Genomic DNA, 12902 nt, shown 5'->3' on the forward strand with positions numbered 1-12902 from the left:
GTGGGGTGAAAACGAAAATGGAACAAATACTCGTCCATCAGGATGGCAAGCAGTTTGCTTTTCACATTTCGGGAAAAGGTCAGCCGTTATTGTGTATCCATGCGCCATGCATCGGCTCTATCAATTTTGTTTATCAGCAAACACTCGCGGATACATATCAGCTCATTGTCCCTGATTTGCCTGGACATGGCGACAGTTCACCGATGGAGAAGCCCTTTTCCATTGGGGAGCTGGCAGAACAGCTCCATACGCTTGTCCGGTCACTCGGCATTGAACGTCCCTTTATTTTGGGGTACTCCCAAGGTGTTTCTATCGCTCTTGAATATTGTCTTCGCTATTCAGATGCTACAAAAGGCGCCATACTCGTGAGCGGTTTTTCCGAAGTGAATGACCTGTATTTACATGGACGATTTTGGATGGGGCAGGCGTTGTCGATGCTTCACGGAGTTCCTCTTCTTGCCCGTTCGATTGCTTCCTCACATGTCGATGACCCAGAAATGCAGGAAAAATGGACGGCGCACGCCTCCAAAACAGATCCCAACAGCTTAAAATACCTTTATGCTGCGGGACATCGTTATCAATGTACGGAGCGTTTGGGCAACATCCAGCTTCCGATTTTACTTGCCTATGGCAAACAAGATCAACGGATGCACCATTATGCGCAGATGCTTACCATGAAATTGCCAAAAACAAAACTCGAGATGATCCCTAACGTGAAACATCAAGTCATCACGAAAGCTGCTCCTGTTTTCAATCAGTTGTGCCGCACCTTCATGGAAGAAGGCTAAACCAAGAAAAGACAGAAGGACCGGGCATCTCCAGCCCCCTTCTGTCTTTTTGCGATTGGACTAGCTCTTCATCCGTGGGTCGAGTGCATCGCGCAAGCCGTCCCCAATTAAGTTAAAGCCGAGAACTGTCAGCATGATAGAGAGCCCTGGAAAAATAACAGTCCATGGTGCTTTCTGAATGTACTGTCGTGAATCAGCGAGCATTTTTCCCCATTCCGGTTCTGGCGCTTGTGCTCCCAGTCCAAGAAAGCCAAGTGCTGCTGCTTCGATAATCGCTGTGGCAATCCCCATCGTCCCGGTCACAATGATTGGCGCAAGGCTGTTCGGCAAAATATGCTGCATGATAATCCGGGAATTTTTCATCCCAATTGCCCGTGCGGCCATGACGAATTCTTCTTCCTTCAAGCTCAATACGCGGGCGCGCACTAACCGTCCGAATGTCGGAATGTTAATAATCGCAATTGCAATCAAGGCGTTTTGCAAAGAAGGCCCCAAGATGGCAACAACGGCAATCGCCAAAAGAATACTTGGAAAGGCAAGCATAATATCAAAGAGACGCGAAATGATCGTATCAATCCATCTGCCATAATATCCTGCCAACAGCCCGAGCAAGGTCCCTGCAAGAACGGAGCCAATGACAGAGAACGTCCCTACCCACAAGGAGATTTGAGCCCCATAAATAACGCGACTAAACACATCGCGACCATTGTAATCTGTTCCAAACCAATGCTCTTCGGAAGGTGGCTTGTTTTTCATCACGAGCTGGCCTTCGTCGTACGGATACGGAGCAATCCATGGAGCTAAAACTGCCACAACAATGAAAAACAAAATAATCCCGAAGCCCACCAGCGCCAGCTTGTTTTTTCGTAGCGTCCTCCATGCATCCTTCCAAGGAGAGACTACTTCTTCTTGCTTCACTTTTAAAGGTACTACCTGATCTCGTGGTTGTAATTGTGGTTGTGCCATGTCTCTTCGTCCCTCCTTAACGATATTTGATGCGTGGATCGATATAGGCGTACAGAAGGTCGACCAAGAGATTGATCAGGACGAAAATCGTCGCGATCACAAGGATACCGGATTGGATAACCGGATAGTCACGGTTTCCAATGGCGGTCACAATATAACGACCGACACCTGGCCATCCGAAGATTGTCTCTGTCAAAACGGCTCCACCCAGCAGCAACCCTGTTTGCAAACCAATTACAGTCAAGACAGGGATCATCGCATTTTTCAGCGCATGCTTGTACACGACCCAGAACTGTGTCAGTCCTTTTGCACGAGCGGTTCTGACATAGTCGGCACGCATGACTTCCAGCATGCTCGAACGAGTGATGCGCGCAATGATCGCCATTGGGATCGTACCTAACGCGATTCCCGGCAGGATCAAATGCTTGATGACTTCCCATAGCTGATCCCACTGACCAGCAATCATCGTATCCAGTATATAAAAGTGCGTAATGGCCTCTACGGGATTACGCGAATTGTCGCGACCAACTGATGGCAGCCATTTCAGTTCTTGGGCAAACACCCACTGCTCCATCAAACCTAGCCAAAAAATTGGCATGGATACACCAACCAAGGCGATCAACATCGCACTGTAGTCAAACCAGGAGTTTTGCTTCCACGCAGAAAGAATCCCTGCATTTACACCGATAAACACCGCAATCAGCATACTCACAATCGTAAGTTCAGTCGTCGCCGCCAAATAAGGTATGATTTCATCTGAAATCGGCGCATTCGTTTGCAATGATTCCCCAAGATTTCCGCTCAAAATATCTTTCATATAATCGAAATACTGTATGTACCACGGATTATTCAATCCCAATGCTTCTCGTATGTCTGCAATCGCTTGTGGTGTTGCCTTTTCTCCCAAAATCGTCAAAGCCGGATCACCAGGGATGGCACGAATAATGGAAAAAACGATGATTGACATGCCCACTAAGACAGGAATGAGCATTAAAATTCTTCGAATGCTGTAAGCTAGCAATGCCATCTCCTCGCCTTCCTGCATAAAATAATCGCTAAATAATGAAAGGAGGGTAAGAAGAGGTATGCACTCCTCTTACCCTTTTACTATGAATCAGCTTACTTGATATCTACCTTTTCCAAACTTTCAGTCCCTTTTGGATGCGGGTTGTAATCTACGATATTCGCTTTTCCTGCCAATGCTGGTGTAGAGTGTGCCAGCGGAACCATTGGCACGTCTTTGAAAATGATCTCTTGTACTTGTTTGTACAGTTTTTCACGCTCTGCTTGCACTGGAGTGGATTGAGCTTTCATCATCAATTGAGAAGCTTCGTCGTTTGCCCAGCGTGTATAGTTGTTGCTGCCAATGCTGTTTTTGTCGAGCAAGACAGCCAAGAAGTTGTCAGGGTCGCCATTGTCACCTGTCCAACCAAGCATGAACATTTCTTGCTCACCCAAACGAGTCTTTTCCAAGTACGTTGCCCATTCCATCGTCACGATCTCAGCATCAATCCCAATTTTCTTCATGTCTTGCTGGATTGCTTCTGCAATCTTCACACCTTCAGGCATGTATGGACGCGGTACTGGCATTGCCCAGAATTTGATTTTGAAACCGTTTGGATGTCCTGCTTCTGCAAGCAATTGTTTTGCTTTATCGAGGTTGAACTCACGATCTTTAATATCGTTGTTATGTCCCCACATGGTCTTTGGCATTGGGTTGACTGCTGGTTCTCCAACGCCATCGAAGAAGGCCGTTACGATTTCAGGTTTGTTAATTGCATAAGCAATGGCTTCACGAACTTTTGGATTGTCGAGTGGCTTCTTCTCTACGTTAAAGCCAATATAACCAATGTTATTAGTAGGACGGAGGAATAGTTGCAGCTCTTTGTTGTCTTTTACTGCTGGGATATCATCTGTGTTCAAACCATCCATCAAATCGATCTCACCTGATGCCAAAGCAGTCAGACGCGCCGTGTTTTCTGGAATGACCTTGAATACCAATTTATCCAATTTCGGGAACCCTTTGTTCCAGTAATCAGGGTTTTTCTCGAGAGTGATGGTGTCGTTGCGCTTCCACTCTACGAATTTGAAAGGCCCTGTACCGATTGGGTGCTCATTGAATTTCTTAACATCCTTCTTCAATGCTTCAGGAGAACCAATCGCGAAAGGAGACATCGCGAGGTTAGCAAGGAATGGAGCCAATGGACGAGTCAAGGTGAACTTTACAGTGGTAGGATCGACTGCTTCCACAGATTTGATAATGTGATTCGCGTCACCCTTGTATCCACCGAATTGGCTGATGTAATACTCGAAGCCCTCTGGTGAATGCTGTGGATGGCTCTTGTCGCTCCAGCGCTCAAAGTTGTATTTGACCGCCTCTGCATTGAAATCTGTACCGTCGTGGAACTTGACGCCAGATTTCAATGTCAGCGTATAAACAAGACCATCAGGAGATACTTCCCACTTGTCAGCCAACGATGGAGCGAGCTCTGTTGAGCCGTCAGCGAAACCGATCAAAGTATCCATGATGTTCTCTGTTACTTTGAATGTCTCACCATCTGTTTGAGTGATTGGGTCAAGCCCTTTTGTGTCTGCACCGCGACCGACGATTAATTGCTTCGGTCCAGTTTTTGCAGGCTCAGTTGCAGGTGCCGGAGTTTCTGTCTTTGGTTGTTCTGCCGGCGCTTGTGTCGTTGGAGTGCTAGAGCATCCAGCAATCAGCATGGCCAGCGCCACTAGGCTGGTCATGGTTGCGGAGAGAACTCTCTTCTTCATGAAATCATCCCCCTTTTTCTAATAATGGTCGCATGTTCCTTTTTGGTAGATGGTCGATACAATACCTCCTGCTTTGCATCCCCCCTTTACAAGACTCCCTTTTGTCGATTAGGACTTGTATAAGTGACAAGCAACAAAGTGTCCGTCGCCTGCGTCCATAAATTCTGGTCGCACAGTACGGCACTCCTCTGTTACATGGGGACACCTCGTATGGAATGTACAGCCACTTGGAGGCTTTGCAGGGCTCGGCACATCTCCCTGGAGGATGACTCTTTCTCGTACCGCATCAGGGTCTGGCGAAGGTACCGCCGACAGCAGTGCTTTCGTATACGGATGGAGCGGATTGGAATACAATTGGCTACTCGTCGTCAGCTCGACAATTCTTCCAAGGTACATCACGCCTACCCGATCACTGATATGACGCACTACACTCAAATCGTGGGCAATGAACAAGTATGTAAGGCCGAATTCGCGTTGCAAATCCTGCATGAGATTGAGCACCTGTGACTGAATGGACACGTCCAGTGCAGACACGGGCTCATCCGCAACGATCAATTTGGGCTTGAGCATCAGCGCTCTCGCAATGCCGATCCGCTGCCTCTGTCCTCCACTGAATTGATGCGGATAGCGGCTCGCGTGATAGCTGCTCAGACCAACGATCTCCAGCATTTCCTGCACGCGCTTTTTTCGCTCTGCCGAAGAACCCAAACCATGTACAATCAAGGGCTCTTCCAAAATTTTCTCAATATTATGTCTAGGATTGAGTGAAGCAAACGGGTCCTGAAAGACAATTTGCATGTCACGTCGCATCTTTCTCATCGCATCTGTGGAAAGCGACATGACATCTGTCCCGTCAAAGTTGATTTCACCGGAAGTAGGTTCAATCAGTCGCAGCAAGGAACGTCCAGTCGTGGACTTTCCACAGCCACTCTCACCTACCAGCCCCAAAGTTTCTCCACTCTTAACGGTAAACGATACATCATCTACCGCCTTCACTACACCTACTTCCCCTCCAAGAACACCGCCTGTGATTGGGTAGTATTTTTTCAAATTTTTTACGATCAGAAGATCTTCAGCCACCTGCATGCTCCTCTCGGGTTATTCGGTCAGCCAGCAGCGGGAAAGGTGATTGTCCCCTACCACTTTTAATTCTGGCATCTCACTGCGGCATCGGTCTGATACTTTATCGCATCTAGGTGCAAAACGGCATCCGACAGTAAGCGAACCCGGAATCGGGACGTTGCCTGGAATTGAATAGAGACGCTCCTGTGATTCTTCCAGCTTCGGCAACGAATTCAACAAGCCGATCGTATAAGGATGCTTCGGATTTTTTAAGATCGTACGAACATCACCTTGTTCAATCACGTTGCCTGCGTACATCACCACGACGCGGTGACACATTTCCGCAACGACCCCAAGATCGTGGGTAATGAGGAGAATAGCTGTGTCTGCTTCCCGGTTGAGTTGGCGCATCAGGTCCAAAATCTGCGCTTGAATCGTCACGTCGAGCGCGGTAGTAGGCTCGTCTGCAATTAAAAGCGCTGGATTGCAAGCCATTGCCATCGCAATCATGACGCGTTGTCGCATGCCCCCAGAAAGCTGGTGCGGGTATTCATCGACGATAGCTTCCGCTCGAGGAATTCCGACTTTTTTCAACATCTCAATGGCACGTGCTCTTGCGTCCTTTTTGCTCGCCTTCGTATGTAATCGGACTGATTCTCCTATCTGGTCTCCAATCGTAAACACCGGATTTAACGATGTCATCGGCTCCTGAAAGATCATCGCAATTTCATTTCCGCGGATGTCTCTCATTCGCTTTTCGTCGACAGATACGAGATCCTCCCCCTTGAATTTAATCGAGCCTCCCACGATTCTCCCTGGGGGATTGGGTACTAGCTTCATAACGGAAAGGGAGGTAACACTCTTTCCGCAGCCGGATTCGCCTACGATACCGACTACTTCTCCTTTTTGTACCGTGATCGTCACGCCATCAACGGCAGGGATTTGGCCGCGGTCCGTGAAAAAGTGCGTTTGCAGGTTTTCGATTTGTAGGACAGGATGTGACACGTGGCTCACCTCTCTCACCGATATATACTTCCAAAATAGACCTTTCAGTAGACATTATGACATTTATTCAATTTTTTCGCAACACAATAAATTCAAACTATTACCTCTTTACTGATTAAAAAGAATATTTGACTCGCGTTTTAAAATTATGTAAAAGAATTATATGATAGCCCTTTCATTGTTGATGTAGCCTTACTTGCACTGTTTAAGCAGATTGAGTGAAGCATCTGTGGTCACATGCAAAAGACCCGCCTGTACGGGTCTTTTGTCACTGGGGCTTTCTGCACCCCTTCTTTTTGCGCATAAACCATTTTCACGGTTCAAAATAACTCCCTACCCAATCGACAAAACTCTGCGCCCCACTTTTAATGCTTCCACCCAAAGTCAAACCAATCCGACTGACGTAGTTGACCATTTCCTTCGGGTTGGCAGTCTGAACCTGCTTGCCCATTACCGCGATCTCCACTTGCCCTTGGTCCACTTTTTTGATGGAAAAGGTTTGCGCCTGCCCCTCAGGCACTCCACTCACCTTGGATATTCCACGCTCAGCCGTTTGCAATCCCAAAACTACCCCGACCAGCAAGATGATTAACAATCCAGTCAGCTTCATCGTCACGTTCATGCCCGTCACCTCTTTGCAGGCTCGTCAGAAACTGTTTTGCCTACTTTTTCAGCTTGCTGATAATAGGCTGCGAAAACATCAGCCAATGCTTCTGCCGTATTCTTGCTTTCCTGCACGCTGTTTTCCGTACCACCTATTTCTATTAACAGGCTTCCCGGGGAGAGGGACTGATTATACTCGCCATGATCCGTTTTTGCGCCTTTTTCCATCACGCCACGTGAAAGCTCTGGGTACATTTTTTCCATCAGCTCATGAAGCTCTGTTGCAAACGCCTCATTTTTTTCGTAGCTTTTGTTTCTTTTTCCGATGACGAACAATACTCTTCCATACGTTTTTCCTTTGATCGTGACCGTCGTACGATCTCGTGGCGCTGTGTCTCGATGCAGATCGAAGAAGTAGTACAGTTCCTTGTTTTTCTCCGTTGCGGCCTTGACCACTTGCAAAGATTCCGCGTAGGAGAAGGAGTAATGCATTTTTTTGTTCAACAGCTCCTGATAGATGTCGTCGGTGCTCACGTCCGAACCAATTCCTTTGTCATTCAACGCTTCTGATAAATACTTGCTGATTAACGATATATTTCTTGTAGGATGATCGACAGAGGTTCCTACTGGCTTCGTCTCACTAAACCACGATTCCCGATTATGCGAGTTGTAGACGTAAACGATTTTTTTGCCGTTCGTGACTGAATTGGGCACAGGAGCTGGCTTTGTTTCGCCTGACTTCGTGGTATCCTCCGGCTTTGGCTCTACGATCGGAACTACTTGCGATTGATCCGCTACCTGTCTCGGATGGGCGGGATACTCTAAATAAAAATCTGCGAGAGAAGCTCCTTTTCCCTGTACGACAAACCTGGCATCCTCTGTCGTCACCATCCCTGGGAGCTCCCTGCCTAGCAAGCTACGCAAGTCTCCCGGCTGTATATTGGTTGCCAAGCGAAAGAGAAAACCCGTTACGCTATTTGTGCGATCATCAGCCTGTGCTTGTACCGTTTCGGACAAAACCGGAATTTCCTGCCCCATCCACCCCAAAATCGCCAGACTGGAAATATGAGAAGCGGCCTGTTGTATGGCGGAGGAAGAAATTGCGATTCGGTTCCCACCGAGCGAAAGCACTCCTGTCATGACAAACAGGAAGGCAGTTATAAAGGAAAGAACAACGAATTGGCGTTGAATGAGGGTCGCCATCTGTCTCACTCCTCTAGCTGTTGCATGGTTGCACGTCGGGAGAACTTCCCCTCGTGCTTGTCTATGCTTTAGCTTATGAGGCTCATAGAGACGATAGAACCCTTTTCTAGCTTTTCTCTCTCACTCTAGCTTTTCACGACTTAGTGGGTTAGTGGGTATACGAGCCGCTATTTTCTTCATTTACGGCACTGTGCAAGGCGCGATTCAAACCTGTTGCGATCACATTCGCCACGCCTTCAATAAAATCATCAATTTCTTTTGGAGTGACGACCAGATCCTGTCCCAGCGGTCGAAGGACCTCATGAATCAGTTGCCGTTTCTCTTCTTCCGGCAGGGAACCTACCAATCCCATAAATGTCTTGCGGGATTCCAAGTCAGGCAAATCCTCTTCCGTGTACGGTTCCTTACGCTCCGGCAGCGTACTCAATGCCAGTTTGTTAAACGCCCGCTTGCTCTCCACCATTGATTGTCCAAAATGCCCCAGCAAATACGTAATCGCATCATTTACAATCGTGGAGGCAAAAACGACCGTAGGGACTCCTATCGCAATCACAGGCACACCAAGTGTCGCCTGATCAATCGCTTTGCGCTTGTTTCCGACCCCTGATCCGGGATGAATGCCTGTATCCGATATTTGAATCGTCGTGTTGACCCGGTGCAGAGCGCGGGACGCAAGGGCATCGATACAAATGACAAAATCGGGTTTGCTTTTTTCCACGACACCAAAAATGATCTCACTCGTTTCTATACCCGTAATCCCAAGGACACCCGGTGATAGCCCACTAACTTCCCGATACCCTTCTCCGACGGTTTCAGGTGCCAATGTGTACAGATGGCGTGTAATCAACAAATTTTCTACAACCATCGGTCCCAGCGCATCTGGGGTCACATTCCAGTTACCGAGACCAACGACGAGAGCCTTTTTGTCCTCCGTGATTCCCAGCTGTTTGAGAAACATCGCAAATTCGACGGAGAATCGCTTGGCCACCTGCTCCTCGATCGATGTATCATTATCCCGCAGCTTAGGCACTTCAATCGTAAGGTAATGCCCCGGGAGCTTGCCGATTTCCTTCCCCGCTTCCTCTGTTTCCACATGTAGTCTGGTTACTTTCACATTGGGCTCGCTGTCGTCAGCTTGCAGCCAAACGCCCTCAATGCCGCTCTGATTCTGCTGCTGGGCAAGCTCGTGGGCCTCCAAGGCCAGATCCGTACGAATGGAATAACCAGATAAATCAATGTTATGTGCCATGTTCATCAGCTCCTTTGATCCGAAGTGAAAAAAGTACTGACCATTTTGTTCCTGCTACTAGCTTGCTTGAATCCTTCATTTTTATTCCGAATCCTTTCTTGCAAATGGGTTCGCCCCATGCTAGAATTACTTTGTTGTATGACTGTATGTCTATGGTCGTATTAAGGAGGTGACACACATGCCAAACATTAAATCCGCGATTAAACGCACCAAAACAATCGAAAAGCGTCGCGCACACCGTGCTTCTCAAAAGTCTGATCTGCGTACTTCCATCAAGAACTATGAGAAAGCTGTCGCTGCTTCCGATGTAGCATTGGCGAAATCTACTCTTCTGGTGGCTGTGAAAAAGCTGGACAAGGCCGCTTCGAAAGGTCTCATTCATAAAAACGCAGCAAACCGTCAAAAGTCTCGTTTGATGAAAAAGCTTAACGTTCTGAGCGCTCCTGTAGCGTAAGAGACCAAGCGCCAAAAAACCCCGTGAACATCTTGTTCTAGGGGTTTTTTTCTGTGAAAATCGTCACGACTGTTTTGTTCGTTCGTCATGTGCACGTGCAATGAATAATTCGAGGGCGAGACGCTTGTCCACTTGCCCTGACTTCATCCGAAAATCTTCTTCCGCCAGAATGCCCAGCAGTTTTTTCAACGACCCCTCAGAAAAATGACGCGCTTGCTCCATTGCTTTTTTCACCGCGTAAGGATGCATTTTTATCATGCCTGCCATCTGTTGCTGCGAATAACCACGCGGAGCCAATTGCTTCACATGCAACAGCATACGGAACTGCCTCGCCAAGAGAGCCAGCAGCTTGATCGGCTCCTCTCCTGTTTTCATACAGTCATACATCATCCTGAGTGCCTTGTCCAATCTCCCCGAAGCGACCTGTTCAATCAGCGCGAATACATCCTGCTCCAGCGTACGTGCTCCGAGCAGCTCAATGACCTCGTCCGTGATGCTTTCACCCACCCCGACAAACAGGGCCATCTTTTCGATTTCCTTGTTCAGAAGGCGCAGCTCGGCTCCGACTCGCTCCACAAGCTTCATGGCTTGCTGACGATCGATTTTCGCCTCGTATTTACCCGCTTGCCGCTCTACCCAACCGTACAAATCTCCGTCTTTTAGCAACGGAAAAGGGATCACTTTCGCCTTTTGCTGCAGCGTTTTGACCAGCTTTTTTCGTTCATCGAGCTTGTCAGCTTCTGTATGTAGAATAAGCGTGGTGTAGGGAGGCGGATTTTGCAAATAATCGAGCAGAGCATCCGGGTCGCTTTCTACCTTAGTTGAAGGCTTACTTCCTGTTAAAAAGTAGGCTTGTCTGGCAATCACCAATCGATGCTCGCCCATAAACGGCAAAGTATCCGCATCCTGCAGAATTTCACTCAATCCTGTTTCGGTACAATCATACACGCTCATATTCAAATCCATAAATTCTGGATCAATCATTTCTTTACGAGCCAACGCCAAAAAATCTTCGGCCAGAAAAGACTCCGGACCGTATAAGACGTAGATCGGCGAGAATTGTTTTTGCCGTATTTCGCGAATAGCCGATAGGAGTGGCATACGTTTTCTCCCCTTTCCTTCTTCTTACCTGCGTTATTATAGCACATGTTGATCAGAGCAAAGCGAAAAAAAACCGCCACCAGTGAATCGGTAGCGGTTTTTTCATCCGTTGGCACCTCTATGTAAACGTTTAGGGAAAAGCCCCGGGATTCCTCCTCCCCAAACGGTAAGCAGGGGGTGCTTGATAATGTACTATACGCAAAATCCCCGCAAGCGGTGCCGGTCCATACGCGGAAAAAGTTAGTCATTATCTTTATTTTTTTTCTTCTCTTTATTTTTTCCCTTGTCTTTCTCCTCTTGCTTGTCCCTGCCGTCGTCCTTATCGTCATTAGCAGGTTCTTTGTCTTCTCTGTCCGGATTCTCCTCCAGTCCGATCGGCCAGCCCGATGGTTGATCATCTGTCATTACTGGCGTTGGAGGTACAGCTTTCTTTGGTGGCTGTGTCGGATTCGTTTTCTTCGGTGGCGGTGTTTTCTTTTGAACGTTCTTTGCCGGTGGCTTTTTACTCTTCGTCTGAGTAGCCGATCCAGTAGACTTTTTTGTCTTGTCCTCTTCCTCTTTTGAATTCGATGATATTGGATTATTGCTTGGAGGAGTGGGAGTATCTGGCCCAGGCGTTTTAGATTGTTCCACGGCCGCTGGCGTCATGTCCGTTCCGTTCTGGAACGAATCGACGTCTTGCTTTTTACCATCACCGCCCGAGAAAAGCATGCCAACCAATAAGCTGGCAGCGACGGCCGTACTACCAAGACTTGCCATCCACACTTTCATCCGCTTCCACTTTTTTGATTCCGGCAGCGAAGACGACTCGCGCTTAACTTCCAGAGTGGGCAGGATTTCCTCGTTCACCGCAGATTTCACCGCAGCAGGCTTTGCAGCGGCTAACTCCAGCTTGGGCAGGATAGAATCTACGATGCTGAACGGAGGTACGACAGGGGGCAGATGTTCTAATTGTTGTGACACATCTTTCAAACGGTTGTACATAAGCTGCAGATCAGCATCTTTCTGGATCATACGATAGAGCAGTTGCTGCTCTGACTCCGACAGATCTCCATCCAGATCCCGCTGCATGAGTTCAAAAATCTCTTCGTTGGTCATCAACCGATCCCCCCTTTCTGGTAGTCGTATAACAGCTCCTGTAACTGTTGCCTAGCCCGAAATAAATACGACTTTACCGTGTTAAGCGGCAAATCTAGTGCCTCCGCTATTTCTTGATAGGACAAATCCTCAAGATAGCGGAGTACTACAACCATCCGGTATTGCTTTGGCAATCTTCCGATGGCTTCCTGGATGTCATTCGACAGCCCGGTGAGAAGGATTTCTTCTTCTACGTTGTTACGATCAGGAATGATCAACTCGTGCTCGTCAATTGAGACCGTTTCCTTCTTCGCGCGAAATTTATCCATACAGACGTTGCTGACAATACGTTGTACCCAGGTTGAGAACTTTGCTTTTTCCTGATAGGTGTCCAACTTTCGATAAATTCGAATGAGGACTTCCTGGGAAGCATCAAGCGCGTCTTGTTCGTTCCCTAGAATGTAATAAGCGCTTCGGTAAACGGAGGTCTCAATAGATCGAAGCAGTTCGACTAGCGCGTCATGATCCCCGGATTGCGCCATCCTGATCAACTCTGCTTCTGGCATATTCTCTTCTCCCCCCTACAGACGGTTCGCTCATTGAAAAAGTTGCAAACAGA

13 protein-coding genes are annotated in these 12902 nt (G+C 47.8%); 2 read left to right on the plus strand and 11 right to left on the minus strand.

Going from position 1 to position 12902, the window contains the following annotated elements; translation table 11 throughout:
• The first annotated feature begins 17 nt into the window (after positions 1 to 17).
• Positions 18 to 788: an alpha/beta fold hydrolase gene (locus tag ACFVS2_RS27815; RefSeq protein ID WP_390239595.1), complete on the plus strand. Its 771-nt coding sequence runs from the start codon at positions 18 to 20 to the stop codon at positions 786 to 788.
• Between the two features lie 60 nt (positions 789 to 848).
• Here the strand turns inward: ACFVS2_RS27815 and ACFVS2_RS27820 are convergent, their stop codons facing one another.
• The 8 genes from ACFVS2_RS27820 to gpr all read right to left on the minus strand — a co-directional run bounded on the left by ACFVS2_RS27820 (position 849) and on the right by gpr (position 9651).
• A complete protein-coding gene (locus ACFVS2_RS27820; RefSeq protein WP_390239596.1) occupies positions 849 to 1754 on the minus strand; it encodes an ABC transporter permease in 906 nt (301 codons plus the stop codon).
• 16 nt (positions 1755 to 1770) lie between these two features.
• On the minus strand, positions 1771 to 2781 hold the full coding sequence (locus ACFVS2_RS27825) for an ABC transporter permease (protein WP_173620662.1): 1011 nt from the start codon (positions 2779 to 2781) through the stop codon (positions 1771 to 1773).
• A gap of 92 nt (positions 2782 to 2873) precedes the next feature.
• Complete coding sequence (locus ACFVS2_RS27830; RefSeq protein WP_390239597.1) at positions 2874 to 4529, minus strand: ABC transporter substrate-binding protein; 1656 nt, start codon at positions 4527 to 4529, stop codon at positions 2874 to 2876.
• Positions 4530 to 4637: 108 nt separating this feature from the next.
• Entirely contained in the window at positions 4638 to 5609 is a 972-nt protein-coding gene (locus tag ACFVS2_RS27835) for an ABC transporter ATP-binding protein (RefSeq protein ID WP_304502531.1), read from the minus strand.
• 18 nt (positions 5610 to 5627) lie between these two features.
• Positions 5628 to 6596: an ABC transporter ATP-binding protein gene (locus tag ACFVS2_RS27840; RefSeq protein ID WP_007727737.1), complete on the minus strand. Its 969-nt coding sequence runs from the start codon at positions 6594 to 6596 to the stop codon at positions 5628 to 5630.
• 313 nt (positions 6597 to 6909) lie between these two features.
• The gene (locus ACFVS2_RS27845; protein ID WP_173620658.1) at positions 6910 to 7218 is read right to left on the minus strand and encodes a YqxA family protein; all 309 of its coding nucleotides are present in this window, start codon (positions 7216 to 7218) and stop codon (positions 6910 to 6912) included.
• Between the two features lie 5 nt (positions 7219 to 7223).
• Entirely contained in the window at positions 7224 to 8402 is a 1179-nt protein-coding gene (gene spoIIP / locus ACFVS2_RS27850; RefSeq protein WP_173620657.1) for a stage II sporulation protein P, read from the minus strand.
• A gap of 148 nt (positions 8403 to 8550) precedes the next feature.
• Positions 8551 to 9651, minus strand: coding sequence for a GPR endopeptidase (gpr, locus tag ACFVS2_RS27855; protein ID WP_173620656.1), 1101 nt, complete (start codon positions 9649 to 9651; stop codon positions 8551 to 8553).
• Positions 9652 to 9829: 178 nt separating this feature from the next.
• Between gpr and rpsT the strand changes: the two genes are divergently transcribed.
• A complete protein-coding gene (gene rpsT, locus ACFVS2_RS27860) occupies positions 9830 to 10105 on the plus strand; it encodes a 30S ribosomal protein S20 (protein ID WP_007727753.1) in 276 nt (91 codons plus the stop codon).
• Positions 10106 to 10168: 63 nt separating this feature from the next.
• On the opposite strand, the gene holA is transcribed toward rpsT, so the two are convergent.
• The 3 genes from holA to ACFVS2_RS27875 all read right to left on the minus strand — a co-directional run bounded on the left by holA (position 10169) and on the right by ACFVS2_RS27875 (position 12849).
• Positions 10169 to 11206, minus strand: a complete 1038-nt coding sequence (holA, locus tag ACFVS2_RS27865; RefSeq protein ID WP_390239598.1) for a DNA polymerase III subunit delta — start codon at positions 11204 to 11206, stop codon at positions 10169 to 10171.
• A 240-nt stretch (positions 11207 to 11446) separates the two neighbouring features.
• The gene (locus ACFVS2_RS27870) at positions 11447 to 12304 is read right to left on the minus strand and encodes an anti-sigma factor family protein (RefSeq protein ID WP_390239599.1); all 858 of its coding nucleotides are present in this window, start codon (positions 12302 to 12304) and stop codon (positions 11447 to 11449) included.
• Positions 12304 to 12849: an RNA polymerase sigma factor gene (locus ACFVS2_RS27875; RefSeq protein ID WP_007727758.1), complete on the minus strand. Its 546-nt coding sequence runs from the start codon at positions 12847 to 12849 to the stop codon at positions 12304 to 12306. Before ACFVS2_RS27875 ends, ACFVS2_RS27870 begins: the two co-directional genes overlap by 1 nt.
• Between the last annotated feature and the right edge of the window lie 53 nt (positions 12850 to 12902).

It is taken from the genome of Brevibacillus sp. NPDC058079 (genome assembly GCF_042885155.1).
Lineage (GTDB): Bacteria > Bacillota > Bacilli > Brevibacillales > Brevibacillaceae > Brevibacillus.